At 62.5% G+C, this 24,834-nt stretch carries 21 protein-coding genes and 1 riboswitch; of the genes, 14 read left to right on the plus strand and 7 right to left on the minus strand.

What is annotated here, in order from left to right; all coding sequences use genetic code 11:
• Positions 1–64 precede the first annotated feature (64 nt).
• A complete protein-coding gene (gene hldE / locus HNO86_RS02310) occupies positions 65–1,489 on the plus strand; it encodes a bifunctional D-glycero-beta-D-manno-heptose-7-phosphate kinase/D-glycero-beta-D-manno-heptose 1-phosphate adenylyltransferase HldE (protein WP_175375418.1) in 1,425 nt (474 codons plus the stop codon).
• 86 nt (positions 1,490–1,575) lie between these two features.
• Here the strand turns inward: hldE and HNO86_RS02315 are convergent, their stop codons facing one another.
• The 4 genes from HNO86_RS02315 to HNO86_RS02330 all read right to left on the minus strand — a co-directional run bounded on the left by HNO86_RS02315 (position 1,576) and on the right by HNO86_RS02330 (position 5,004).
• On the minus strand, positions 1,576–2,544 hold the full coding sequence (locus tag HNO86_RS02315) for a metal ABC transporter ATPase (protein ID WP_175375419.1): 969 nt from the start codon (positions 2,542–2,544) through the stop codon (positions 1,576–1,578).
• Between the two features lie 33 nt (positions 2,545–2,577).
• Positions 2,578–3,390 (minus strand): aldo/keto reductase, encoded by an 813-nt coding sequence (locus HNO86_RS02320; RefSeq protein ID WP_175375420.1) that lies wholly within the window; start codon positions 3,388–3,390, stop codon positions 2,578–2,580.
• A complete protein-coding gene (locus tag HNO86_RS02325; RefSeq protein WP_175375421.1) occupies positions 3,387–4,562 on the minus strand; it encodes an FAD-binding oxidoreductase in 1,176 nt (391 codons plus the stop codon). The genes HNO86_RS02320 and HNO86_RS02325 overlap by 4 nt, the downstream gene beginning before the upstream one ends.
• 109 nt (positions 4,563–4,671) lie before the next feature.
• On the minus strand, positions 4,672–5,004 hold the full coding sequence (locus HNO86_RS02330; RefSeq protein ID WP_175375422.1) for a multidrug efflux SMR transporter: 333 nt from the start codon (positions 5,002–5,004) through the stop codon (positions 4,672–4,674).
• 101 nt (positions 5,005–5,105) lie between these two features.
• Between HNO86_RS02330 and HNO86_RS02335 the strand changes: the two genes are divergently transcribed.
• Entirely contained in the window at positions 5,106–6,026 is a 921-nt protein-coding gene (locus tag HNO86_RS02335) for a LysR family transcriptional regulator (protein WP_175375423.1), read from the plus strand.
• Positions 6,019–7,296, plus strand: coding sequence for a lipid IV(A) 3-deoxy-D-manno-octulosonic acid transferase (gene waaA / locus HNO86_RS02340; RefSeq protein WP_175375424.1), 1,278 nt, complete (start codon positions 6,019–6,021; stop codon positions 7,294–7,296). Before HNO86_RS02335 ends, waaA begins: the two co-directional genes overlap by 8 nt.
• 86 nt (positions 7,297–7,382) lie before the next feature.
• Here the strand turns inward: waaA and HNO86_RS02345 are convergent, their stop codons facing one another.
• Positions 7,383–8,816 (minus strand): TolC family outer membrane protein, encoded by a 1,434-nt coding sequence (locus HNO86_RS02345; protein WP_175375425.1) that lies wholly within the window; start codon positions 8,814–8,816, stop codon positions 7,383–7,385.
• 193 nt (positions 8,817–9,009) lie between these two features.
• Positions 9,010–9,115, plus strand: a riboswitch (TPP riboswitch).
• 163 nt (positions 9,116–9,278) lie between these two features.
• Here HNO86_RS02345 and thiC point away from each other — a divergent pair.
• Both thiC and cytX read left to right on the plus strand, forming a co-directional pair.
• Positions 9,279–11,168 carry a phosphomethylpyrimidine synthase ThiC gene (thiC, locus tag HNO86_RS02350; protein ID WP_175375426.1) on the plus strand — a complete coding sequence of 630 codons (1,890 nt, stop codon included), beginning with the start codon at positions 9,279–9,281 and terminating at the stop codon, positions 11,166–11,168.
• A 103-nt stretch (positions 11,169–11,271) separates the two neighbouring features.
• Positions 11,272–12,564, plus strand: a complete 1,293-nt coding sequence (gene cytX / locus HNO86_RS02355) for a putative hydroxymethylpyrimidine transporter CytX (protein ID WP_175375427.1) — start codon at positions 11,272–11,274, stop codon at positions 12,562–12,564.
• Here cytX and HNO86_RS02360 read toward each other — a convergent pair.
• A complete protein-coding gene (locus tag HNO86_RS02360; protein WP_175375428.1) occupies positions 12,533–13,279 on the minus strand; it encodes an RsiV family protein in 747 nt (248 codons plus the stop codon). The two genes, cytX and HNO86_RS02360, sit on opposite strands and share 32 nt — an antisense overlap.
• A 221-nt stretch (positions 13,280–13,500) precedes the next feature.
• Here HNO86_RS02360 and HNO86_RS02365 point away from each other — a divergent pair, with 221 nt between their 5' ends.
• The 9 genes from HNO86_RS02365 (at position 13,501) to HNO86_RS02405 (ending at position 22,895) form a co-directional block, all read left to right on the plus strand.
• A complete protein-coding gene (locus HNO86_RS02365) occupies positions 13,501–14,118 on the plus strand; it encodes an NUDIX domain-containing protein (protein ID WP_175375429.1) in 618 nt (205 codons plus the stop codon).
• Complete coding sequence (locus tag HNO86_RS02370; RefSeq protein ID WP_175375430.1) at positions 14,109–14,561, plus strand: DUF1249 domain-containing protein; 453 nt, start codon at positions 14,109–14,111, stop codon at positions 14,559–14,561. Before HNO86_RS02365 ends, HNO86_RS02370 begins: the two co-directional genes overlap by 10 nt.
• Before the next feature lie 105 nt (positions 14,562–14,666).
• Complete coding sequence (gene cpdA, locus HNO86_RS02375; RefSeq protein ID WP_175375558.1) at positions 14,667–15,482, plus strand: 3',5'-cyclic-AMP phosphodiesterase; 816 nt, start codon at positions 14,667–14,669, stop codon at positions 15,480–15,482.
• A gap of 155 nt (positions 15,483–15,637) precedes the next feature.
• Positions 15,638–16,246 carry a YqiA/YcfP family alpha/beta fold hydrolase gene (locus HNO86_RS02380; RefSeq protein WP_175375431.1) on the plus strand — a complete coding sequence of 203 codons (609 nt, stop codon included), beginning with the start codon at positions 15,638–15,640 and terminating at the stop codon, positions 16,244–16,246.
• 66 nt (positions 16,247–16,312) lie between these two features.
• The gene (gene parE / locus HNO86_RS02385; RefSeq protein WP_175375432.1) at positions 16,313–18,220 is read left to right on the plus strand and encodes a DNA topoisomerase IV subunit B; all 1,908 of its coding nucleotides are present in this window, start codon (positions 16,313–16,315) and stop codon (positions 18,218–18,220) included.
• A complete protein-coding gene (locus HNO86_RS02390) occupies positions 18,220–19,209 on the plus strand; it encodes an esterase-like activity of phytase family protein (RefSeq protein WP_175375433.1) in 990 nt (329 codons plus the stop codon). The genes parE and HNO86_RS02390 overlap by 1 nt, the downstream gene beginning before the upstream one ends.
• On the plus strand, positions 19,206–19,730 hold the full coding sequence (locus HNO86_RS02395; RefSeq protein ID WP_175375434.1) for a TIGR02281 family clan AA aspartic protease: 525 nt from the start codon (positions 19,206–19,208) through the stop codon (positions 19,728–19,730). Before HNO86_RS02390 ends, HNO86_RS02395 begins: the two co-directional genes overlap by 4 nt.
• A gap of 7 nt (positions 19,731–19,737) precedes the next feature.
• The gene (parC, locus tag HNO86_RS02400; RefSeq protein ID WP_175375435.1) at positions 19,738–22,002 is read left to right on the plus strand and encodes a DNA topoisomerase IV subunit A; all 2,265 of its coding nucleotides are present in this window, start codon (positions 19,738–19,740) and stop codon (positions 22,000–22,002) included.
• A gap of 176 nt (positions 22,003–22,178) precedes the next feature.
• The gene (locus HNO86_RS02405; RefSeq protein WP_175375436.1) at positions 22,179–22,895 is read left to right on the plus strand and encodes a membrane integrity-associated transporter subunit PqiC; all 717 of its coding nucleotides are present in this window, start codon (positions 22,179–22,181) and stop codon (positions 22,893–22,895) included.
• A 360-nt stretch (positions 22,896–23,255) separates the two neighbouring features.
• Here HNO86_RS02405 and HNO86_RS02410 read toward each other — a convergent pair whose 3' ends face one another.
• Entirely contained in the window at positions 23,256–24,737 is a 1,482-nt protein-coding gene (locus HNO86_RS02410) for an AhpA/YtjB family protein (protein ID WP_175375437.1), read from the minus strand.
• Positions 24,738–24,834: the final 97 nt, after the last annotated feature.

Consider the following 24,834-nt stretch of genomic DNA (forward strand, 5'->3'; position numbering starts at 1 on the left):
CACAAGCCGACACCTACCCTGTGCTAATATCGCGCCCCTGTTCATTCTGTATGTGGGTTGCTCCATGAAGTTGTCCATGCCGCGATTCGATCAAGCCCCTGTCTTGGTGGTCGGCGATGTCATGCTCGACCGTTACTGGCATGGTGGTACCTCACGGATTTCCCCTGAGGCGCCGGTACCGGTAGTCAAGGTCGAGCACATCGAGGACCGCCCGGGCGGTGCCGCCAACGTTGCGTTGAACATTGCCGCCCTGGGCGCGCCGGCCTCGCTGGTCGGTGTCACCGGCGACGATGAAGCCGCCGACAGCCTGGTCAATAGCCTCAAGGGCGCAGGCGTGCGGGCGCTGTTCCAGCGCATTGCGCACCAGCCGACCATCGTCAAGCTGCGGGTCATGAGTCGTCACCAGCAACTGCTGCGAATCGACTTCGAAGAACCGTTCTCCACCGACGCCCTCGAACTGGCGAATCAGGTCGACGATCTGCTCGAAGGCATCAAGGTGCTGGTGCTGTCCGACTACGGCAAAGGCGCGCTGAAAAATCACCAGGTGCTGATCCAGGCCGCCCGTGCCCGTGGCATTCCGGTCCTGGCCGACCCCAAGGGCAAGGATTTCTCGATCTATCGCGGTGCGAGCCTGATCACGCCGAACCTCAGCGAGTTCGAAACCATCGTCGGTGGTTGTGCCGACGAGCACGAACTGGTCAGCAAGGGCGCGAAGCTGATGCACGACCTGGAGCTCGGCGCCTTGCTGGTGACCCGTGGCGAGCACGGCATGACCCTGCTGCGTCCGGATCATCCGGCGCTGCACCTGCCGGCCCGTGCCCGTGAAGTGTTCGATGTGACCGGTGCCGGCGACACGGTGATTTCCACCCTGGCCGCAGCAATTGCCGCAGGCGAGGAACTGCCGCACGCGGTCGGCCTGGCCAACCTGGCCGCCGGCATCGTGGTCGGCAAGCTCGGTACCGCGGCCATCAGCGCACCGGAACTGCGCCGCGCCATCCAGCGCGAAGAGGGATCCGAGCGCGGTGTGCTGGGTCTCGAACAACTGCTGCTGGCGGTCGACGATGCCCGTGCGCACAACGAGAAGATCGTCTTCACCAACGGCTGTTTCGACATTCTGCACGCCGGCCATGTGACCTACCTCGAGCAGGCGCGGGCGCAAGGCGATCGCCTGATCGTGGCGATCAACGACGACGCGTCGGTCAGCCGCCTGAAAGGGCCGGGTCGCCCGATCAACAGCGTCGACCGGCGCATGGCCGTGCTGGCGGGGCTGGGTGCGGTGGACTGGGTGATCAGCTTCCCTGAAGGCACTCCGGAAAACCTGCTGCGCGAGGTCAAGCCGGATGTGCTGGTCAAGGGCGGGGATTACGGGATCGACCAGGTGGTCGGCGCGGACATCGTGAAGGCTTATGGCGGCACGGTGAAAGTGTTGGGGTTGGTGGAGAACAGCTCCACGACCGCAATTGTCGAGAAGATCCGCAAGTCCGAGTGATGCTTTAAAAGATCGCAGCCTTCGGCAGCTCCTACAGGATTACACCATCCTTTGCAGGAGCTGCCGCAGGCTGCGAACTTTTGCTCTTAGGAGCTGACCTTTTTGCGCGGCACCATCTTCTTCAACAACTGCTTCGCCTTCCCACCCAGCACCGCCAGCCCCGAATGTTTCCCGGGCTCCGTCAAACCCTGCTGCCGCACCCAATCCTTCCAGCGAATCCGCTCCTCCTTCACCAGCCAGCCTTCCTGTCGGGCAAAGCTTTCGGCCAGGTACAGCCCGCGGGTGCTCGCCGGGGACAGCTGATCCTTCTTCAAGGTATAGAGCTCGGCCAGCGGGTGGCCGTCCTGCAAAGGCATCAGGTACAGGTCGGGACGCTTGCGGTCCAGCCGGGCAACCAGTTGATCGCCCTCAAGGCGTTCGTCGACATGGAACAGGCTCAGGGACTTGGCTTCCTTGGGCACATCCAGGCGCAAATCGTAAATCAGCTGCAGCGACGCCGTGGGTAAATGCACATAGGCCCGCGGACGTTCGATCAATTGCAGGTTGGCGCAGCGCACCGGCCGTGCCGACCCCGACAGTGGCGACAGGCGAAAGGGCAACGCTTCGCGGTAGTGCAGCGCCGAGGAGTAGGGTGCCGGCAACCAGGTGTCGTTGAATCGACCGTTTAGCCAGCCTTCCGGTGTTTCCAGCAGGCATTCCTCCGCGATCTCCTGAATTGCCGTGTGCAGCGGCAGATTCAGTTCGTGGGCAGGCACGTAGCCGGAGATCAGCTTGAGCACCACATCGCCACGGTCCTGCCGGCGCTGGCGGACCAGCACCCAGTAATCGCGGTTCTGCCAATGCAGTGTCAGGCGCACCGACACGCCGAGATTGGCCAACTCAAGGGCGAAACGCTGGCTGTCGGCGACGGAAACCGGGCGGCGGCGCTGCAGGATCTGGGAGAAGTTCAGCGGCCTCCCGACGCTCTGATAAGTCAGGCCTTCGGGAGTCGCTTCGACGAATAACGGCAGGGTCTTGAAGTTGCTCGGATTCTTTCTGATGAGCGTACGCGGCATGTCGGCTCCTGCTTTAGGCCGCGTGGGGCGGCGTCAGTGGCTACGTAGGACCTGGGCAACGGTCGAGACGTTATGGGCGAGGTGCAGCGGATTGATGGTCCCGACAATAGCACTGGCAACGCCCGGATGTTCGAACAACAATTCGAAACTCGCGCGCACCGGGTCCACCCCTGGACTGAGGCAGACATGACCGCTGGCCAGTGCTTTTTTCACCAGAATGGCTTTGCCGTGAGCAGCAGCATAGTCAATGACGGGCTTTTCGCTCTGTTCGTTCAGATTGTAGGTGACCATCGCGCAGTCACCTTGCTCCAGCGCCTTCAAGCCACCGTCGACGGTTTTACCGGAGAAGCCGAAACCGCGAATCTTGCCTTCGGCCTTGAGCGCGGCGAGGGTTTGATAAACCTCGCAGTCGTTGAGGATCGCCATGTCGTTGCCGTCGGAATGCACCAGCACCAGGTCGATGAAATCCGTCTCCAGGCGCTGCAGGCTGCGCTCCACGGACAGCCGGGTGTGGGCGGCGCTGAAATCGTGGTGCGACACGCCGTCGGCGAACTCTTCACCGACCTTGCTGACGATCACCCAGTCCTTGCGCTGCCCGCGCAGCAACGGGCCGAGGCGTTCCTCGCTGCGACCATAGGCCGGAGCGGTGTCGATCAGGTTGATGCCCAGATCACGGGTGAGTTTGAGCAACATGCGTGCTTCGTCGTCATCGGGAATCTGAAAGCCGTTGGGGTATTTCACCCCTTGATCGCGGCCAAGCTTTACCGTGCCCAGGCCCAGTGGCGAGACAAGCAGGCCGGTGCTGCCCAGGGGGCGATGAAGGTCGTGCAGGGTTGCTTGGCTCATGGCAGCAGTTGCTCCCAAGCCGGTACGCCCATGGGCGGTTTTGGCAGTTCCGGCAGCGGTGCCGCCGCAGCTGGCTGGATGCCGTCACGGGCGAGGCTGTCGATGACGCGGTCGGCGAAGTCAGGTGCCAGCGCCAGTTTGGTCGGCCAGCCCACCAGCAGGCGGCCTTCTTCGGCGAGGAAGGCGTTGTCGGGTCGGGTCAGGCCCGATTGCAAGGGCTCTGCGCGATCCACTCGCAGGGTGGCCCATTGCGCGGAGTCCAGGTCGATCCAGGGCAGCAGTTGGCCGAGTTCTTTCTGCGCGGTGGCGATCTGCTCGGCGGGCTCGCGGGCCACGCCGTCGGTTTCGGCGATATCGCCACCCATGTACCAGACCCACTGGCCGTCGGAGGCCGGGTGAGTGGTGATGGTCAGGCGCGGTTTGGTGCCGCCGCCCAGGCAATGGGCGTACAGCGGTTTGAGGCCCGGGCCCTTGGCGATGATCATGTGCAGCGGTCGGCGTTGCATGGCTGGCTGGGTCAGGCCCAGGGCTTCGAGCAGGGCGGCGGTGCCAGCGCCGGCGCTGAGGACGATGCGCTGCGCGCGAATCTCGCGTTCATCCACCTTCAGGCCGACCAGTACGCCGCCTTCCAGCAACGGTTCGATTTTCTGCCCTGCGAGCAAGCCGTCGCCCGCCAGTTCGGCCAGGCGCTGGACCAGGCTTGGCACGTCAATCACCAGTTCGGCCAGGCGATAGACCTTGCCCTTGAAGCGCTTGTCTTGCAGGGCGAGGGGCAGTTGGTCACCCTTGACCTGATCGACGCGTCCGCGCACGGCCTTGCTGGCGAAGAAGCTGGTGAGATTGCCGGCGATCGTGCCGGGGGACCACAGGTAATGGGCTTCGGACAACAGGCGCACGCCGGACAGGTCCAGTTCGCCATTGCCGGCCAGGGCCTCGCGCCAGCGGCGGGGCATGTCGGCGATGGCTTCCGAGGCACCGGTCAGGGCGCCGTGCAGCGCGTATTTGGCGCCGCCGTGGATGATGCCCTGGGATTTCACGGTCTGCCCGCCGCCGAGGGTGGCGCTTTCCACCAGCACGGTCGAAAAACCCTGGCGGCGCAGGCGCGCATTCAGCCAGAGGCCGGCGACACCAGCGCCGACAATCAGAACGTCGGTGGAAATAACGGATGGCATGCAGCGACCTCGGCATTTGAACGAAGCTGCAAGTTTCAAGCTTCAAGCTTCAAGCTGCAAGCAAGAGCCGGAGAATATCCCTCTTGCAGCTTAAAGCTTGCAGCTGCTTCTAATGCCCTGCGGTCTTGGAGAACAGCTGAATAACCACAACCCCCAACACAATCAACGCCATCCCCAGCATCGCCGGCAGGTCCAGCTTCTGCCCGTACAGAAACAGCGCCGCCACGCTGACCATCACGATGCCCATGCCGGCCCATACCGCGTAAGCCACGCCCACCGGCACGCTGCGCACCACCAGGGTCAACATCCAGAAGGCGATGCCATAACCGATGATCACCAGGATCAGCGGCAGCGGGGTGCTGAAGCCTTTGACCGCTTTCATCGAAACAGTGGCAATCACTTCGGCGCAGATGGCTATGGCCAAGTAGTAGTAAGCGGTCATGGTTCAATCCTCGTATGAAGTGTTGCTCTCTGAGGCGGCATTCTAGAGATTCTCCAGATGCGGTAAAGTCATTACCTATCTGTTCTGAAGATGGGTTGGTCATGAACATTCAGTGGAATCTGGAGCAGCTGCGCTTGTTCGTCAGCGTAGCGGAGCAGCGTTCGTTTTCCGCCGTGGCGCGGGACCAGCGCAAGGCGCAGTCGGCGGTCAGCAGTGCGATTGCGCTGCTGGAGGAAGACTTGGGCGTGAGCCTCTTCGACCGTAGCAGTGGCCGCCAGCCGAAACTCACCGAAGCCGGCACGGCCTTGCTCGAAGAGGCCCGGGAAGTGTTGCGCCAGTGCGAGCGCCTCAACGGCCGGGCGCTGGCGATGATGCGCGGCCAGGAGGCTCGCCTGCGGTTGGCCCAGGACGAGGCGATGCCTTATCAGCCGATCATCGAAAGTTTCGAGGCCCTGGCCGAGCGGTTTCCCAGCCTCGAGGTGCAATTGACCAGCGCCGCCCAGGGCGAAGTGGCGCGCAAATTGGTGGAGCGCCGCGCCGATCTGGGCTTGCTGTTCTTTCACGATCAGATCCCCGAAGCCCTGGAGCGGCGGGTGCTCGGCAGCGTGGAAATGGTCACCGTCTGTGGCGTCGGCCATCCGCTGGCGAAACTGGCGCAGGTCAATTGCCAGCAACTGGCACAGCATCGCCAGTTGCTGATGTCGACCCAATCGAGCATTTATCCCGGCAGCGAACCCGCCAGCCCGGAAGTCTGGCGGGCGGACAGTTTCTACGTCATGGCCGAATGGCTGGTGCGTGGCCTGGGCTGGGCCTGGCTGCCGCGCCATGTGGTGCAGTACCCGACCTATCAGGACCAAATGGTCGAGTTGAACAGCGAATGGACCCCGCCGGCGCTGGTGGTGGAACTGGTCTGGCGTCGCGATGAACCGCTGGGCCCGGCGGCGCGCTGGCTGGCTGAACGTTTTGCCGTGCATTTGCAGGCGATCGGCGAAAAACCCGATAAACTCCGCCGCCATGAATAGAACTCTCTACACCGCGCTGTTTTACCTGGGGCTGCCATTGGTGGCGATTCGGCTGTGGCTGCGTTCGCGCAAGGCGCCGGCTTATGCCAAGCGCATCGGCGAGCGCTTCTCCTTCGGCCTGCCGGCGATGAAGCCCGGCGGTATCTGGGTGCACGCCGTGTCGGTGGGCGAGAGCATTGCCGCCGCACCGATGATTCGCGCCTTGCTGCAGCGTTATCCACAGCTGCCGATCACCGTGACCTGCATGACCCCGACCGGTTCGGAGCGAATCCACGCACTGTTCGCCAATGAACCGCGCATCCAGCACTGCTATCTGCCCTATGACCTGCCGTGCGCGGCCAGGCGTTTCCTCGACCGGGTCCAGCCGAAGCTGGCGGTGATCATGGAAACCGAACTGTGGCCCAACCATATCCACCAATGCGCCAAGCGTGGCATTCCCGTGGCCCTGGCCAACGCACGTCTCTCCGAACGCTCGGCCAGAGGTTATGGACGTTTCGGCAAGTTGACCGGGCCGATGCTCGCCGAGATGAGCCTGTTCGCGGTGCAGACCGAAGCCGAGGCGCAGCGTTTCCGCGAGTTGGGCGCGCGCGCGGAAACCGTCGAAGTCACCGGCTCGATCAAATTCGATCTGACCATCGATCCGCAGTTGTTGCAGCGCGCCGCCGACTTGCGCGGGCAATGGCAGGCGCAGGAGCGCCCGGTGTGGATCGCCGCCAGTACCCACGACGGCGAAGACGAGGTGGTGCTCGCGGCCCATCGCCGGCTGCTGGCGAGCCATCCGGATGCGTTGCTGATTCTGGTGCCGCGCCATCCCGAGCGGTTCAATCCGGTGTTCGAACTGTGCCGTCAGCAGGGGTTCGCCACGGTCCGGCGTTCCAGCGGCGAAACGGTCACTTCGGCCACGTCGGTGTTGCTCGGCGACACCATGGGCGAGTTGCTGTTCCTCTATGCGCTGGCCGACAGCGCTTTCGTCGGCGGCAGCCTGGTGCCCAATGGCGGGCATAACCTGCTGGAGCCGGCGGCGCTGGCCAAGCCGGTGCTCAGCGGTCCGCACCTGTTCAACTTCCTGGAAATCGCCGCGCAGTTGCGCAGTGCCGGAGCGTTGCAGGAAGTGGAAGATGCCGAGGGATTGGCGCTGGCGGTGCAGCGCCTGTTCGAACTGCCGCGCGATGCTCAGCGCATGGCGGAGGCGGGGTTGACCGTGATGCGCCGCAATCAGGGCGCGTTGCAGCGATTGCTGGATGGGTTGGGGCGGTTGATCAAACGTTAAACCGAAAAAAGATCGCAGCCTTCGGCAGCTCCTACAGGGAAACGCATTCCAATGTAGGAGCTGCCGAAGGCTGCGATCTTTTGCTCTTATGGCCGGGCTTTGAGCTGCTCGGCAGCCGCCTTGGCCAGATCCGGCGGCAGGAAATCCTTGTCCGGGTTGTAGTCGGGCTTGAGCCAACGCGCCAGGTCCTGCAGATCCCCCGGGTTCAACGTACCGGCCTGTTGCTTGAGCTTCAGGTTGTCGAGGATGTAGTCGTAGCGGGTGTTGTTGTAGTCACGGACCGAGGTGTACAGCGAGCGCTGCGCATCCAGTACGTCGACGATGTTGCGTGTCCCCACCTGATAGCCGATCTCGGTCGCTTCCACCGCACTCTGGTTGGAAATGATCGACTGCTTGCGCGCCTGGACCTGTTCGACATCGGTGTTCACCGCACGGTGCAGGTCGCGGGTGTTTTCCACGATGGAACGGCGCAGGGACTCGCGTTGCTGTTCAGTCTGGTCCAGTTGTGCATACGACTGGCGTACTTGGGAGTTGATCAGGCCGCCGCTGTAGATCGGAATGTTCAGTTGCAGCCCCACCGACGTTTGTTCGACGTTGCCACCGTACGGTACCGGGAAGCCATTCGGGTTACCGAAGCCCAGTGCATCGTTGTCGCCCTTTTCGTACCTCGCCACCGCATCGACGGTCGGCGCATGCCCGGCCTTGCGCTGCTTGAGGGTTTGCTCGGCGGCGCTGACCGCGTAGTTGCTGGCCAGCAGATTGAGATTCTGTTGAGCGGCCGTTTCGACCCAGGCCTTGGCGTCGTTCGGTGCCGGCGGCAGGATCGGCAGGTTGTGGCTGATGCCCTGAATCGAGTTGTAGCGCCGGTTGGTCAGAGTCACCAGGGCTTCGAAAGCATCATCCACTTGGCGTTGCGCAACGATGCGGTTGGCCCGTGCGGTGTCATAGCTGGCCTGTGAGTTCAACACGTCGGTCTTGTCCGAGAGACCGACATCGAAGCGCTCGTTGGACTGATCGAGCTGACGCTTGAACGCGGCTTCCTCGGCCTTGGTCGAGGCCAGGTTGTCCTGGCTGCGCAGCACGTTGAAATAGCTGTCGGCGGTTTGCAGGATCAGGTTCTGTTGGGTCGCCGAGAGCTGCAGCGCAGCTTGTTCGTTGACATCCTTGGCTGCCTGGAACTGGAACCAGCGATCGGCGCGGAACAGCGGTTGTGCCAGGGTGGCCTGGTACGAATGGGCGTCACGATTGGCAGTGGCCGAAGGCTGGTCTAGTTTCGTGCGCACGGCGGTGACATCGGCGCCACCGGACAGATTGGGCAGCAATCCGGCGCGGGCCTGGGGCACGACTTCTTTCTGTGCGCCATATTGGGCGATGGCAGCGGCGAGGTCGGCGTTGTTGTCCACCGCTTCCTGATAAACGCTGACCAGGTCGGTCCTGGTCGATAAGGGCGCCTCAGCTGCCCAGGCCATTCCATTGGACGCACAAGACACGGCAACGGCCAGTGAGAGTTTGCGCAGCATTCGGCGATCCCTACAAAAATTACGCAGATAATTTGAGCGCCAAGGCTACGGCTCGACGTCTTTAGCGTCAATGCGCAGCCTGGCGTAGCGAGTGTAGTTGTGCGCCCGCTGCGCAACAATCCTGCAATTGCGCCATTCATCACGGTGTTTATCGCGGTGTTGGCGTTATCGGCCAGTTGTGTCTAGACTGGCCACGTTCTTGTCGGGGTGCCTTGCTATGAGGCTGAGATCGAATAATTTCGGATCCCGTTGAACCTGATCAGGTTAACGCCTGCGTAGGGAACAAGATTTCTCGTCACCCGGCGAGTCCTCTTGTGCTTCGTCCGGGATGTGGTTCGACCATCGAACTCCCCTCGAGCACTGAGCACAGCACAGCTGGCATTCCCAGCGCACGTGCGTCCATTCGTTACAGGTTCGCTCCGACAAAATTCCACTGCCTGGATGCCGTCTGGAGAGACCGTGATGACCATAAAAGAAAAAATCGCCACCAACCTGAGTGACTCGGCCAAGGTCGACCAGCAATCGGTGCAGCCGTTTGCCCGTTCGAAAAAAATCTACGTTCAGGGCACCCGTCCCGACATCCTCGTGCCGATGCGCGAAATCAGCCTCGACGTGACGCCGACCGACTTCGGCGGCGAGGTCAACGCGCCCGTCACGGTCTACGACACCTCCGGCCCGTACACCGACCCCAATGTCATCATCGACGTGCGCAAAGGCCTGGCCGACGTGCGCTCGCCGTGGATCGAAGCCCGTGGCGACACCGAGCGCCTGAGCGGCCTGAGCTCGAACTTCGGCCAGGAACGCCTCGCCGATCCGGAGCTGACCAAGCTGCGCTTCGCCCACGTCAACAACCCGCGCCGCGCCAAGGCCGGGGCCAACGTCACCCAGATGCACTACGCTCGCCAGGGCATCATCACCGCCGAGATGGAATACGTCGCCATCCGCGAAAACATGAAGCTGGAGGTGGCCCGCGCGGCCGGCCTGCTGGACCAGCAACACGCCGGCCACAGCTTCGGCGCCAGCGTGCCGAAAATCATCACCCCCGAATTCGTCCGTGACGAGATCGCCCGTGGTCGCGCGATCATTCCGGCCAACATCAACCACACCGAACTGGAACCGATGATCATCGGCCGTAACTTCCTGGTGAAGATCAACGGCAACATCGGCAACAGCGCCCTGGGTTCGTCCATCGAAGAAGAAGTGGCGAAACTGACCTGGGGCATTCGCTGGGGCTCGGACACGGTCATGGACCTGTCCACCGGCAAGCACATTCACGAAACCCGCGAGTGGATCATCCGCAACTCGCCGGTGCCGATCGGTACCGTGCCGATCTACCAGGCCCTGGAGAAGGTCAACGGCGTGGCCGAGGACCTGACCTGGGAGCTGTTCCGCGACACGCTGATCGAACAGGCCGAGCAGGGCGTCGACTACTTCACCATCCACGCCGGCGTGCTGCTGCGCTACGTGCCGATGACCGCCAAGCGCGTGACCGGCATCGTCTCCCGTGGCGGTTCGATCATGGCCAAGTGGTGCCTGGCGCACCACAAGGAAAACTTCCTCTACACCCATTTCGAAGACATCTGCGAAATCATGAAGGCCTACGACGTCAGCTTCTCGCTGGGCGATGGCCTGCGTCCGGGCTCGATTGCCGACGCCAACGACGAAGCGCAGTTCGGCGAGCTGGAGACCCTCGGCGAGCTGACCAAGATCGCGTGGAAGCACGACGTGCAGTGCATGATCGAAGGCCCGGGCCACGTGCCGATGCAGTTGATCAAGGAGAACATGGACAAGCAGCTCGAGTGCTGCGACGAGGCGCCGTTCTACACCCTCGGCCCTCTGACCACCGACATTGCGCCGGGCTATGACCACATCACCTCCGGCATCGGTGCGGCGATGATCGGCTGGTTCGGTTGCGCCATGCTCTGCTACGTGACGCCCAAGGAGCACCTGGGCCTGCCGAACAAGGATGACGTGAAGACCGGGATCATCACCTACAAGATCGCCGCCCATGCCGCCGATCTGGCCAAGGGACATCCGGGGGCGCAGATCCGCGACAATGCCCTGAGCAAGGCGCGTTTCGAATTCCGTTGGGAAGACCAGTTCAACCTGGGTCTGGATCCGGACACCGCCCGTTCGTATCACGACGAGACCCTGCCGAAGGATTCGGCCAAGGTCGCGCACTTCTGCTCCATGTGCGGACCGAAATTCTGCTCGATGAAAATCACCCAGGAAGTGCGCGAATACGCGGCGAACCAACGGATCGACGCGGTCGACGTGGACGTCGCCCAAGGCATGGCCGAACAGGCCGAGCGCTTCAAGCAGGAAGGCAGTCAGCTTTATAAAAAGGTTTAAGCGGCAAGCGGCAAGCTGCAAGTTAGAAGCACGCGTAACGCCTGCTTTTTCTTGCAGCTTGAAGCTTGCGGCTTGTGGCTATCATCTCTATGAGTCAACACCCTTGAGCATTCAACCCAGCACTTACTCTCCAGACATCGCCGTGCCGACCGACAAACGTGTCTTCGGCGGCCGCGATCTGTTTTCCCTGTGGTTCTCCCTGGGCATCGGCCTGATGGTCCTGCAGACCGGCGCCTTGCTCGCGCCCGGTCTTGGCCTGTCCGGTTCGTTGCTGGCGATTTTCCTCGGCACCCTGGTCGGCGTTCTGCTGCTGGCCGCGGTCGGCGTGATCGGCAGCGACACCGGCCTGTCGTCGATGGCCGCGCTCAAGCTCAGCCTCGGCAACCACGGCGCCAGCGTTCCGGCGGTGCTGAACCTGCTGCAACTGATCGGTTGGGGCTCGTTCGAAATCATCGTCATGCGCGACGCCGCCAGCCTGTTGGGCGCCCGTGCCTTCAGCGAAGGCAGCCTGCTGTCGAACCCCATGCTCTGGACCCTGTTCTTCGGCGGTCTGGCAACCCTTCTGGCCGTCAGCGGTCCGCTGACTTTCGTGCGGCAGATCCTGCGCAAGTGGGGCATCTGGCTGCTGCTGGCCGCGTGCACCTGGCTGACCTGGAACCTGTTCGCCAAGGCAGACCTGGCGGCGTTGTGGGCTCAGGCCGGTGACGGTTCGATGCCGTTCGCCGTGGGTTTCGACATCGCCATCGCCATGCCGCTGTCGTGGCTGCCGCTGATTGCCGACTACTCGCGTTTCGGCAAGCGCGCGAAAAATGTCTTCGGTGGCACCGCCATCGGCTTCTTCATCGGTAACTTCTGGCTGATGAGCCTGGGCGTGGCCTACACCCTGGCGTTCGCGCCGAGCGGTGAAGTCAATGCCCTGCTGCTGGCGCTGGCCGGTGCGGGCCTGGGGATTCCGCTGCTGCTGATCCTGCTCGACGAATCGGAAAACGCCTTTGCCGACATTCACTCGGCGGCGGTGTCCAGCGGGATTCTGCTGCGCATGAAAGTCGAACACCTGGCGCTGGCCATCGGTGTGGTCTGCACCCTGATCGCTTTGCTGGCGCCGCTGGCCCAGTACCAGAACTTCCTGCTGTTGATCGGTTCGGTGTTCGCGCCGCTGTTCGGCGTGGTGCTGGTGGATCACTTCATCCTGCGCAAGCGCAGTGGCCAGGTGGCGTCAGCCGCATTGCGCTGGCCGGCGCTGCTGGCCTGGCTGGGCGGGATCAGCACTTATCATCTGCTGGCCAACCTGTATCCGGACGTCGGTGCAACCCTGCCGGCATTGATCCTGGCAGGGCTGCTGCAGCTGGTGCTGGGTCGTGCCTTCAGCTACGGCCAGGAAACAGCTCGGGCTTGAGGATGCCGTTCAGGCGAGGGTAGGGGATCTTCAGTTCGACATGGCCCAGCGCGTATGGTGCGATGCTGCTGGTTTCGTACTTGAGGATCACCCCGCCATAGGTCAGCGCCACGTTCTGGGTTTTCTGGAACGGCCAGCTCTTCACGAACTCCGGTTCCTGATCGAGCTTGGTGCTGATCAACCAGCTGTTGTGCGCAACCTGCGCCGCTTTCCAGAACGCTTCTTCCTGCCCCGGCACCAGCATGTCCGACAGCGTCAGCACTTTGTGCTCCTGGCGCGAGTAGTTGATGAAGCCGCGACCCGGCGTGCCATGGGCACCGCCGGTGTCCAGGTAGCTGGACAATTCGACAATCACCAGACCGTCATGCTGCTCGCGTACTTTCGCCTGCAGATAGCTGCTGTATTTGGGACCTGCGTTGCGCAAAAACTGCTCGCGATAGGCCGCCAGCGTCGGCGCGGCCGCAGCGTCGGGCGAGGTGCGGGTCATTTGCAGCAGGCGCTTTTCCACGATGCTGTCCAGCGCAGGCTCGGCGGGAAAGTGCACGGTGTCGATGTTCACCAGCGGGCAATCCTGGTCCGGGCAGCCTGGTTTCAACTGTTCGGTGGCGTCGCGGGTGGTCTCCAGCGGCACGCGATAGTTGGGCTGGAACAGGCTCTGGCAGGCGCCCAGAGTCAGGGCGATAGCGGCCGCGGAGGCAATTTTAAAAAGCGACATGGGTGTCCTTCATAAAACAGGGAAAGGCAAAAAGTTACCCGCTTCGACTCTCAACAGCGCAGTCAGTTCGCCACTAAGCTAATTAGAGTGGGTTTCGTCCTCACCGTCTATCCCGCTGACGGGAAAGGGGCTGCATCAAACGGCGCGGGCGCGTTAGGATGGCGCGAAGTCGAGGTTGCAGGAGAAGGACCTCGTTTGGACGTGTAGCAACGAGGACCGACATGACTGATTTTGCCAATGCCATTCCGACCGCCGTCGATATCGTTCGGCGCGAAAAGTGCTTCGAGGGCTTCTACAAGCTCGATCGCGTGCACTTGCGACATGAATTGTTCGCCGGAGGCATGAGCCGTGAAATCAGCCGCGAGTTGTTCGTCCGTCACGATGCGGTGTGCGTGCTGCCTTACGATCCGCAGCGCGATGAAGTGGTGCTGATCGAGCAGTTTCGCGTCGGCAGCCTGGGCAAGGCCGACAATCCGTGGCTGCTCGAACTGGTCGCTGGTCTGATCGACAAGGATGAACAACCGGAAGAAGTTGCTCACCGCGAAGGTCAGGAGGAAGCTGGGGTGGTATTCGGGGCACTGTGGCCGATGACCAAATATTTCCCATCTCCCGGCGGCAGTGATGAATTCGTACACCTGTACCTGGGGCGTTGCGAGACTGCCGGGGTCGGCGGCCTGCATGGGCTGGAGGAAGAAGCAGAAGACATTCGTGTCTCGGTCTGGGCGTTCGAAGATGCCCTGCAAGCCGTGCGCGACGGACGTATTGCCAACGCGGCCACGATCATTGCCTTGCAATGGCTGGCTTTGAACCGCGTTGAAGTGAGGGGGCTATGGTCGTAAACAAGCTGCGCGAGCGCTATCGGGTGGATCTGGCGGGGCTGCAAGCGTCCTGCGAGGCGAACTACGCGCGCTTGATGCGACTGCTGCCGGACATGCGCACCGAGCCTGCGGCACGGCGTATCGCCGTGACCCATGGCGACCAGATGCTCGGCGTGCTGGCGCTGGAAGTGCTGCAGGTCTGTCCGTACACCACCACCCTGCAAGTGCGCCAGGAACACAGCCTGCCCTGGCTGCCGGTACCGCAACTGGAAGTGCAGGTCTATCACGACGCCTGCATGGCCGAAGTGGTCAGCGCCGAACATGCGCGGCGCTTTCGCGGCATCTATCCTTACCCCAATGCCTTCATGCATCAGCCTGACGAGAAGGCTCAGCTGAACATGTTCCTGGGCGAATGGCTGAGCCATTGCCTGGCGCTGGGGCATGAGTACGAAGTGGTACGTTAACGTTCTTGTGAACTGCGTCAGGTTCGCCCGATTCCCCTTTTCCCTCGTCCCCCAGCATAATTGCGCCACTGACCCCATCCCGTGATCACGCCCTGGGAGAACGCCTTGCCGAGCGTATCCACATTGACCACCGCCGATCCGGCGCTGCTGGTGCAACTCTCCGACAGCCACCTGTTTGCCGAGGCAGACGGTGCGCTGCTGGGCATGAATACCCGTGACAGCCTGCAGAAAGTCATCGAACTGGTGCGCGCGCAGCAGCCGCGGATCGATCTGATCCTGGCCACCGGCGACCTGTCCCAGGACGGCACGCTGGAGTCCTACCAGCAGTTTCGCGACGCGACCCGGCAGCTCGATGCGCCGGCGCGCTGGATTCCCGGCAATCACGACGAACCGCAAATCATGGCCGAAGCCGTGGTGGGCAGTGCCTTGCTGGAGTCGGTGGTGGACATCGGCAACTGGCGCGTAACCCTGCTCGATTCGGCCGTGCCGGGTTCGGTGCCGGGGTATTTGCAGGACGATCAGCTGCAGCTGCTGGCGCGTTCGTTGAGCGAGGCGCCGCAGCGTCATCATCTGGTGTGCTTCCATCACCATCCGGTATCGATCGGCTGTGCCTGGATGGAGCCGATCGGCCTGCGCAATCCCGACGCGTTGTTTGCCGTGCTGGATCGTTTTCCACAGGTGCGCGCGGTGCTCTGGGGTCATGTGCACCAGGAGATCGATCAGTTTCGTAACGACGTGCGCCTGATCGCTTCGCCCTCGACCTGCATTCAGTTCGAACCGGGTAGCGAGGATTTCAAGGTCGGGGAGCAGGCGCCGGGGTATCGATGGTTGCGGTTGTTGCCGGATGGGCGACTGGAAACCGGCGTGGAGCGGGTGACCGGGTTCGACTTCCAGGTCGATTACGGTTCCAACGGTTACTGACACACCTCCCCCCTGTAGGAGCTGTCGAGTGCAACGAGGCTGCGATCTTTTGACTTTGTCTTTTGCAGGCAAGATCAAAAGATCGCAGCCTCGTTGCACTCGACAGCTCCTACAGTAAACTCCCTCCTTCTTTACGTGACCCGCAGGGAGTCCCCATGTCCGGCTCGATCCTTTACATCCACGGCTTCAACAGCGCGCCCGCCTCGAAAAAGGCCACGGTGTTGAGCGAAGTGATGGAACGCCTGGGCCTGATCGATCATCTGCGGGTGCCGGCCTTGCATCACCACCCGCGCCAGGCCATCGGCCAGCTGGAACAGGCGATTGCCGAGCTCGGTCGGCCGCTGCTGGTCGGCAGCTCGCTCGGCGGCTACTATGCGACTCATCTGGCCGAGCGTCATGGTCTGAAAGCCCTGTTGATCAACCCTGCTGTCAGTCCGCACCGGATGTTCGACGGATTTCTGGGAACGCAGAAAAACCTGTATACCGATGAGGCCTGGGAACTGACCCACGACCACGTGACGGCCCTGGCCGAGCTGGAAGTGCCGGCGCCGCAGGATCCGCGTCGTTATCAGGTGTGGTTGCAGACCGGGGACGAAACGTTGGACTATCGCCTCGCCCAGCAGTATTACCGGGCCTGCGCCTTGCGAATCCAGGCCGGTGGCGACCATGGTTTCCAGGGTTTTGCCGAACGCCTTCCGGCGATGCTGAGTTTTGCCGGCATTGGCGCGGATCAGTATCAGGCGATCGATTTCGCGGCACTGTGACCCTGCCACTTTTGGCACTGAATTTTTTTCACTGAACAGCTTTTCACTGAAGGACGACGAGACCCCATGGCCACTCCCAGCGCTAGCTCCTATAACGCCGACGCCATCGAAGTCCTCTCGGGCCTCGACCCGGTGCGCAAGCGCCCCGGCATGTACACCGACACCAGTCGACCGAACCACCTCGCCCAGGAAGTCATCGACAACAGCGTCGACGAAGCGCTGGCCGGGCACGCCAAATCGGTGCAGGTCATCCTGCACGCCGACCACTCGCTGGAAGTCAGTGACGACGGTCGCGGCATGCCGGTGGACATTCACCCCGAAGAAGGCGTGTCGGGCGTCGAACTGATCCTCACCAAGCTCCACGCGGGCGGCAAATTCTCCAACAAGAACTACCAGTTCTCCGGCGGTCTGCACGGGGTGGGTATTTCCGTAGTCAACGCCCTGTCGACCGAAGTGCGGGTGCGCGTCAAACGCGACGGCAACGAATACCAGATGACCTTCGCCGATGGCTTCAAGGCCACCGAGCTTGAAATCGTCGGCAGCGTCGGCAAACGCAACACCGGGACCAGCGTGTTCTTCTCCCCGGACCCGAAGTACTTCGATTCGCCGAAATTCTCCATCAGCCGCCTCAAGCACGTGCTCAAAGCCAAGGCCGTACTGTGCCCGGGACTGCTGGTCAGCTTTGAAGACAAGGCCACCGGCGAGAAAGTCGAATGGCATTACGAAGACGGCCTGCGTTCCTATCTGGTCGATGCCGTCAGCGAATTCGAACGCCTGCCGAACGAACCGTTCTGCGGCAGCCTGGCCGGCAACAAGGAAGCGGTGGACTGGGCGCTGCTGTGGCTGCCGGAAGGTGGCGACGCGGTGCAGGAAAGCTACGTCAACCTGATCCCGACGGCCCAGGGCGGTACCCACGTCAACGGCCTGCGCCAGGGCCTGCTCGACGCCATGCGCGAGTTCTGCGAGTTCCGCAACCTGCTGCCTCGCGGCGTGAAGCTGGCGCCGGAAGACGTGTGGGAGCGCATCGCCTTCGTACTGTCGATGAAGATGCAGGAGCCGCAATTCTCCGGCCAGACCAAGGAGCGTTTGTCGTCCCGTGAAGCGGCGGCGTTCGTTTCCGGTGTGGTCAAGGACGCCTTCAGCCTGTGGCTCAACGCCCATCCGGAAACCGGCCTGGCGCTGGCGGAACTGGCGATCAACAACGCCGGCCGTCGTCTGAAGGCCAGCAAGAAAGTCGAGCGCAAGCGCATCACCCAGGGACCGGCATTGCCGGGCAAGCTCGCCGACTGCGCCGGGCAGGACCCGATGCGTTCCGAGCTGTTCCTGGTGGAAGGTGACTCCGCCGGCGGTTCGGCCAAGCAGGCGCGGGATAAAGAGTTCCAGGCGATCCTGCCGTTGCGCGGCAAGATCCTCAACACCTGGGAAGTCGACGGCAGCGAAGTGCTCGCCAGCCAGGAAGTGCACAACATCGCCGTGGCGATCGGTGTCGATCCGGGCGCAGCGGACATGAGCCAGTTGCGCTACGGCAAGATCTGCATTCTCGCCGACGCCGACTCCGACGGACTGCACATCGCGACGCTGCTGTGCGCATTGTTCGTCCAGCATTTCCGCGCGCTGGTCGAAGCCGGTCACGTCTACGTCGCCATGCCGCCGCTGTACCGCATCGACCTGGGCAAGGAAATCTACTACGCCCTGGACGAAGCCGAGCGCGATGGCATCCTCGACCGTCTGGTTGCCGAGAAGAAACGCGGCAAGCCACAGGTCACCCGATTCAAGGGCCTGGGCGAAATGAACCCGCCGCAGCTGCGTGAAACCACCATGGATCCGAACACCCGACGTCTGGTGCAACTGACCCTGGGCGAAGATTTCGCCACGACCTCGGAAATGATGGACATGCTGCTGGCGAAAAAACGCGCCGGCGACCGCAAAACCTGGCTGGAGTCCAAGGGCAACCTGGCCGAGGTGCTGAGCTGATGCGTCAGGGCCTGGCCCTGGCGTGTGCGTTGCTGCTGACCTCGATCACGGTCTCTGCCGAACCGGCACCCCAACTGCGACTGTTGTCCGAGCATGCCGTCGATGGCATGCGCGGCGGCAACCTGTCGGGGCTGGCCCAATGCGGCAAGGAGCTGTGGGCGGTTTCCGATCGCGACGACGACCAGATTTACCGTCTGCCCACTGGCGACGGTGTCTGGCACGCTGAAACCGTGGGCATTGGTGTCCCGCCGGTGCCCGATAGTGGTTTGCCCTGGGGCCTGCGCGCTCGCGCCTGGGTCGCCTCGTTCGTGCGGGGCGGCGATCTGGATTTCGAAGGCATTACCTGCGACAGCGCCGGCAATCGCTACGTGGTCAGCGAGGCCCATGCCGCCGTGCTGCAGATTCCGCCAACGGGGCCGACTTCCTGGCTGAAGATTTCGCCGCTGATGGTTCGTGAAGCGCGGGCCAGGGGCATGTTGCTGAACTTCAATGCGGTGTTCGAAGGCCTGGCGATCAATCCTGAAGGTGACCAACTGTGGTTGGCCGCCGAGCGCGAGAGCCGCGGATTGCTGCTGATCAAGCGCAAGCAGACGGTCTGGGATTGCGATGGCGGCTGCGTGCTGCTGAGCGAAGCCGGAAAGGAAATGCAGCCTGCGCAGTTTCCGGGCGCCAAGCCGATGCCCCGGGATTTCGCCGACCTGTCGCTGTACAACGGCAAGCTGTTTACCCTCGAACGCAATGCGTACGAGATCTGCCGTCGTGACACGGTGACAGCCAAGGTCGAGCGCTGCTGGTCGTTTGCCGAGGATGCGTTGCAGGAACATCGTCGTTATCCACAGTCGTTCGGGTTGGCGGAAGCTTTGGTCATCGACGAACAGGGCGCCTGGATTGGCATCGACAACAACAACGATGCCCGCGCCGATGGCGAGGATCGCCCGATCGTCTGGCGTTTCGCCGCGCCCGAGGGCGGCTGGAGCGCCAAGCCGTGAGCCGGCAAACCCCGGGGCAGCGTGCCGGTCGGGTGATGCTGGTGCTGGCGTGGTGTGCCGCGCTGTTTCTGGCGACGCGATTTTTTGGCCAGTGGGAAGAGCGCCAGCAGAACCCGAATGTGGTGGTCAGCTCGGAGCAGGGCGATGGTTTCATCGAGGTGAAACTGGCCAGCAACGCCCAGGGGCATTTCGTCGCCAGCGGCCATATCAACGGCCAGCCGGTGGACTTCATGCTCGACACCGGGGCGACTGACGTGGCGATCCCGGCGCAATTGGCCGAGCGCCTGAAGCTGGAAGAAGGTTTCGGTGTGACCTTGAGCACGGCCAATGGCCTGAGCCAGGGCTATCGCACCCGTATCGACCGCCTGCAACTGGGCGACATCGTGCTGCGGGACGTCCGTGCACTGGTGGCACCCGGCCTGCATGGCGACCAGGTGCTGCTCGGCATGAGCGCCCTGAACAAACTTGAATTTACCCAGCGCGGTGGCACCATGCTGCTGCGCCAGACAACGAACCGATGAGGCCCGCATGAGCGACATTCTTGCAGACAGCTTAGATGGCGTAGAACGCCGATCGCTGGCTGACTTCACCGAAAATGCCTACCTCAACTACTCCATGTACGTGATCATGGACCGTGCCCTGCCGCATATCGGCGACGGCCTGAAGCCCGTACAACGGCGCATCGTCTATGCCATGAGCGAGTTGGGTCTGGATGCCGACTCCAAGCACAAGAAATCGGCGCGTACCGTCGGTGACGTGCTCGGCAAGTTCCACCCCCACGGCGATTCGGCCTGCTACGAAGCCATGGTCCTGATGGCCCAGCCGTTCAGCTATCGCTACACGCTGGTGGACGGCCAGGGCAACTGGGGTGCGCCGGACGATCCCAAATCCTTCGCCGCCATGCGTTATACCGAAGCGCGGCTGTCGCGCTATTCCGAGGTGCTGCTCAGCGAACTGGGTCAGGGCACCGCCGACTGGGGCCCGAACTTCGACGGCACCCTCGACGAGCCTCTGGTGTTGCCGGCGCGTCTGCCGAACATCCTCCTCAACGGCACCACCGGCATCGCCGTGGGCATGGCCACCGACGTTCCGCCGCACAACCTGCGGGAAGTCGCCAGCGCCTGCGTGCGCCTGCTCGATGAGCCCAAGGCCACGGTCGAGCAGCTCTGCGAACACATCCAGGGCCCGGATTATCCGACCGAAGCGGAAATCATCACGCCGCGCGCCGAACTGCAGAAAATCTACGAAACCGGTCGTGGTTCGGTGCGCATGCGCGCCGTTTATCACATCGAAGACGGCGATATCGTCGTCACCGCGCTGCCGCATCAGGTATCCGGGGCCAAGGTCCTGGAGCAGATCGCCGCGATGATGCAGGCCAAGCCGTCCAAGGCGCCGCAAGTGGCGGACCTGCGTGACGAGTCGGACCACGAGAACCCGTGCCGCATCGTGATCATCCCGGTCAACAGCCGCGTCGATCATGAAGCGCTGATGCAGCACCTGTTCGCCACCACCGATCTGGAGTCCAGCTACCGGGTCAACGTCAACATCATCGGCCTGGACGGCAAGCCGCAGCTGAAGAACCTGCGCGCGTTGCTGGTGGAATGGCTGGAATTCCGTGTGCTGACCGTCCGTCGCCGCCTGCAATTCCGCCTCGACAAGGTCGAGCGTCGCCTGCACCTGTTGGACGGTTTGCTGATCGCTTACCTCAACCTGGATGAAGTGATCCACATTATCCGTACCGAGGATCAACCGCGGGCCAAGCTGATCGAGCGTTTCGCCCTGAGCGAAATCCAGGCCGACTACATCCTCGACACCCGTTTGCGTCAGTTGGCGCGACTGGAAGAAATGAAGCTGCGCTCCGAGCAGGACGAACTGCTCAAGGAACAAGCCAAGCTGCAAGCCCTGCTGAGCAGCGAAGCCAAGCTGAAGAAGCTGGTGCGCAGCGAGCTGATCAAGGACGCCGAAACTTATGGCGACGACCGTCGGTCGCCAATCGTCGAGCGCGCCGAAGCCAAGGCCCTGACCGAAACCGAGCTGCTGCCGAACGAGAAAATCACCGTCGTGCTATCGGAAAAAGGCTGGGTACGTTCGGCCAAGGGTCATGAAATCGACGCCACCGGTCTTTCCTACAAGGCCGGCGATGGCTTCAAGACCTCGGCGGCGGGGCGCTCCAACCAGTTTGCGGTGTTTATCGACTCCACCGGTCGCAGCTATTCGGTGGCCGCGCATACCTTGCCTTCGGCCCGTGGCCAGGGCGAACCGCTGACCGGTCGTCTGACGCCACCGCCAGGGGCGAGTTTCGAATGCGTGCTGATGCCTGAAGACGATGCGCTGTATGTCATCGCTTCCGACGCCGGTTACGGTTTCGTGGTCAAGGGTGAAGACCTGCAGGCCAAGAACAAGGCGGGCAAGGCGCTGTTGAGCCTGCCGAACAACGCCAAAGTGATCGCGCCGCGCCCGGTGGCCGATCGCGAGCAGAACTGGCTGGCGTCGGTGACCACCGAAGGTCGCCTGCTGATCTTCAAGATCAGCGATCTGCCACAATTAGGTAAGGGCAAAGGCAACAAGATCATCGGGATTTCCGGTGAGCGGGTAGCCACTCGCGAAGAGTTTGTCACGGACATCGCCGTCATACCGGAAGGCGCCACCTTGGTGCTGCAGGCCGGAAAACGTACCTTGTCGCTGAAAGCGGACGACCTCGAACACTACAAGGGTGAACGTGGGCGTCGTGGCAACAAATTGCCACGTGGCTTCCAGCGGGTGGATGCGCTGCTCGTCGAAAACCTCAATTAAGCGTCCTAGAGCGCCGGATCTACGATTTAACGCGTAGTTCGGCGCTTTGGCGCTGGAGTCGGAGCGCATATTCACGGATGATATGCCCTTTCAAGCGCCGGCGTGGCCGAGCGTTCTTCATATTTATTGAGTATTTTCACTGTGGTCGGCCTTATGGCGATCACCTGGATGGGACGATGACTGCTCTGCGCCTTCCTTTTATTCTCATGCTCGCCGGCCTTCTTGGCTTGGCGGGTTGCAGCGTGCACCAGCCGGTGTCGTTGTATCAACTGGACAGCGGAAGTCCGGTTCAGCCTGCGCAAAGCGCGGGCATGGCAGTTTTGCTGGGTCCGGTAACCGTTGCAGACTATCTACAGCGTGAAACCCTGCTGCAGCGTCAGCCTGACGGCAGCCTGCAGGCTTCGACCGATGGTCGCTGGGCGGGTAGCCTGTCTTCGGACATTGATCAATTGCTGTTGCGTCAGGTGTCCGGTCGCTTGGACAGCCAACGCGTTGTGCTGGCGCCGGCTACCGCAGGCTTCACCCCGGATGTTCAGGTTTTGCTGACCATCACTCGCCTGGACTCGGGCCAGAAGCAACCGGCGATCCTCGATGCGCAGTGGCGTTTGATTGACCGTCGTGGTCAGGTGCGTGACAACCGCATCATTCACCTTCAGGAACAACACGCCGGCACCACGGCCGCCCAGGTTCAGGCGCAGGGTGCGTTGCTGCAGAAACTCGCTGAACAGCTGTCGGTGGCGCTCAAGCCGCTGGCCAACCAGCCACCGGTGGCCGAAGCAGCACCGCGCAAGGCACCCGCCAAGCCTGTGGCGCCTGCCGCCGAGGCGGAAAAACAGCCGAAGATCCCGATGGCAGCGCCGATCCGCACGGATATGGAAGTGTTCCGCTTCTAAGGTCGTTGATTCATTCCAAAGCCCGCCTTGTGCGGGCTTTGTTGTTTCTGCAGGGTTGAGATTTTCAGTGGCTGTTCCGGCCCCTTCGCGGGCAAGCCTCGCTCCTACAGGAGCACGGACTCAGCTACGTCCACCCGTGCAGGAGCGGGCTTGCCCGCGAAGAGGCCGGTGCAGCCAACAAAGAAGCCAAAAGATCGCAGCCTTCGGCAGCTCCTGCAGGGGGCGGTGTCGCCCGCAATATTTGTGTTCAACACAACAACCCTGTGGGAGCGAGCTTGCCCGCGATAGCGCCACTCCAGACAACAAAAAAGCCCGCAGACAATCGCTCATCTGCGGGCTTTTCTACATCAAGGCTGGCTGTCAGGCCCGGCGCTCATGCATCCGCGCCAATTGCCGCTCAAGCATCGACGGATAAGGCTCCATCAACCGCTCCACACAGCAAGCCCCCTCAGGGCTGGCGATCGGCCGGATACGCGCACGCTGGCGAATCAACGCATCGTCGCTGATCTTGCGCTCCACCAGCAGCAGGTTACGGCTGTGCTGCGACAGGGCCAGGGCGTCCTGGGCCGGGTCGGTCAGCAGCAGGTCGATCTGGCTCAGGCCGAACAGCTCGTCACCCAGGGTCAGGCCCAACTGCAATTGCAGGGTGATGCCGCTGTCGGCGACTTCGATCTGTAACTGATGACCCAGCGCCCGCAGCAGCTCACCGCAGCAAATGGCGTTGGTCAGGTAGTCGTCGCCGCTGTCCTCGGTGTGGAACAGCATCAGCGTGCTGCCATCGTTCAGGGTGTGCAGCTCGCTCTGGTAGAGCGACGCGGCCTGATCAAGGCAGTCGCGGTAGCGCTTGAGCAGTTCTTCCAGGCGAGTGCGGGGCAGGCGACGCAGTTGCTCCTGAGAACCCAGCTGCACGGCCAGAACGGCACTGTGTTGCGGCACATTGGATTTGACCGGCGTTTTTACCGGGCTGTCCTCTGACTCATCGAGCAGATCGGCGAACGCATCATCGTCATCATCATCGACGGTGCTGACCGCGCGCCGTGGCGCAGCCTTGACGGCGGTCAACGGACGGCCTTCGTCAAAGCCAGGTTCTGCATCGTCGTAACCGTTGTCGTCGAACTCGGGCTCCGGTTCAGGCTCCGGTTCGGCAGGTTCCGGTGCGAAGTCGGCGTGCAGCTGGCGCGCCAGGTCGCCGATCTCGTCCTGACGCTCGATGCCAGGGGTGTGCTCGTCGATACGGCGCAACCACACCCGCAACTGCAACAGAGGCGTGGTGATGTGACGGCCCAGGCGCAGGCTCAAGGCCAGCGACAGTGCCAGCAGGATCGCGCTCAGGATGCCCATGCTCTGCAGGCTGATGGTCATCGGCTGCTGGAACTGGTCCATGTCCAGGCTGATGCGCAGCTGGCCGGCGGTCACGTCCTGGAAGGTGATCTTGCTCTGATAGATGCCTTCGGCCTCGCCCAGCAGGCCGTGCTTGGGACGCTGACCGGCTTCGGCAAGGATGCGGTTATCCATGCTGTAGATGGCAGCGTGGGCCACCAGCTTGTTCTTGGTCAGGTTATTGAGCAGCACATTGAGGCTGAGAATGTCGTTGGACACCAGCAGCTCGGTGGCGGAGGTGGCGGTCTGCGTGGTCAGGCTTTCACCCAGCGCATCCGCCTGCTCGTGCATGGCCTGCTTGAACTGCAAGCCCATCACACCGGCATAGATCACCAGGGCCAGGGCGACCAGGATCACGTTATGGCTGGCAATGCGCAATGCAATCGGTACACGGCGGTGGCGCAGTGCCCGGAAGATCAGCAGGAAGAAGTTATCGGTTTTTACTGGCGTGGGCCGGTTCACTTGAGCTCGGCTCTTTTGTCCGTGAAGTTGACGCGCAGTATAGCGACAGGCCCTAGACCGGCAAAGCGCTCGCGGTGCCCGATGGTCACTGAAAGTG

The organism is Pseudomonas sp. C1C7, from assembly GCF_013359595.1.
Taxonomy (GTDB): domain Bacteria; phylum Pseudomonadota; class Gammaproteobacteria; order Pseudomonadales; family Pseudomonadaceae; genus Aquipseudomonas.

Excerpts from the sequence above, each read along its gene's own strand:
- hldE (WP_175375418.1), top strand. The coding sequence starts at position 65 with ATGAAGTTGTCCATGCCGCGATTCGATCAAGCCCCTGTCTTGGTGGTC.
- HNO86_RS02315 (WP_175375419.1), bottom strand. The coding sequence starts at position 2,544 with ATGCCGCGTACGCTCATCAGAAAGAATCCGAGCAACTTCAAGACCCTG.
- HNO86_RS02320 (WP_175375420.1), bottom strand. The coding sequence starts at position 3,390 with ATGAGCCAAGCAACCCTGCACGACCTTCATCGCCCCCTGGGCAGCACC.
- HNO86_RS02325 (WP_175375421.1), bottom strand. The coding sequence starts at position 4,562 with ATGCCATCCGTTATTTCCACCGACGTTCTGATTGTCGGCGCTGGTGTC.
- HNO86_RS02330 (WP_175375422.1), bottom strand. The coding sequence starts at position 5,004 with ATGACCGCTTACTACTACTTGGCCATAGCCATCTGCGCCGAAGTGATT.
- HNO86_RS02335 (WP_175375423.1), top strand. The coding sequence starts at position 5,106 with ATGAACATTCAGTGGAATCTGGAGCAGCTGCGCTTGTTCGTCAGCGTA.
- waaA (WP_175375424.1), top strand. The coding sequence starts at position 6,019 with ATGAATAGAACTCTCTACACCGCGCTGTTTTACCTGGGGCTGCCATTG.
- HNO86_RS02345 (WP_175375425.1), bottom strand. The coding sequence starts at position 8,816 with ATGCTGCGCAAACTCTCACTGGCCGTTGCCGTGTCTTGTGCGTCCAAT.
- thiC (WP_175375426.1), top strand. The coding sequence starts at position 9,279 with ATGACCATAAAAGAAAAAATCGCCACCAACCTGAGTGACTCGGCCAAG.
- HNO86_RS02360 (WP_175375428.1), bottom strand. The coding sequence starts at position 13,279 with ATGTCGCTTTTTAAAATTGCCTCCGCGGCCGCTATCGCCCTGACTCTG.
- HNO86_RS02365 (WP_175375429.1), top strand. The coding sequence starts at position 13,501 with ATGACTGATTTTGCCAATGCCATTCCGACCGCCGTCGATATCGTTCGG.
- HNO86_RS02370 (WP_175375430.1), top strand. The coding sequence starts at position 14,109 with ATGGTCGTAAACAAGCTGCGCGAGCGCTATCGGGTGGATCTGGCGGGG.
- HNO86_RS02380 (WP_175375431.1), top strand. The coding sequence starts at position 15,638 with ATGTCCGGCTCGATCCTTTACATCCACGGCTTCAACAGCGCGCCCGCC.
- parE (WP_175375432.1), top strand. The coding sequence starts at position 16,313 with ATGGCCACTCCCAGCGCTAGCTCCTATAACGCCGACGCCATCGAAGTC.
- HNO86_RS02390 (WP_175375433.1), top strand. The coding sequence starts at position 18,220 with ATGCGTCAGGGCCTGGCCCTGGCGTGTGCGTTGCTGCTGACCTCGATC.
- parC (WP_175375435.1), top strand. The coding sequence starts at position 19,738 with ATGAGCGACATTCTTGCAGACAGCTTAGATGGCGTAGAACGCCGATCG.
- HNO86_RS02405 (WP_175375436.1), top strand. The coding sequence starts at position 22,179 with ATGACTGCTCTGCGCCTTCCTTTTATTCTCATGCTCGCCGGCCTTCTT.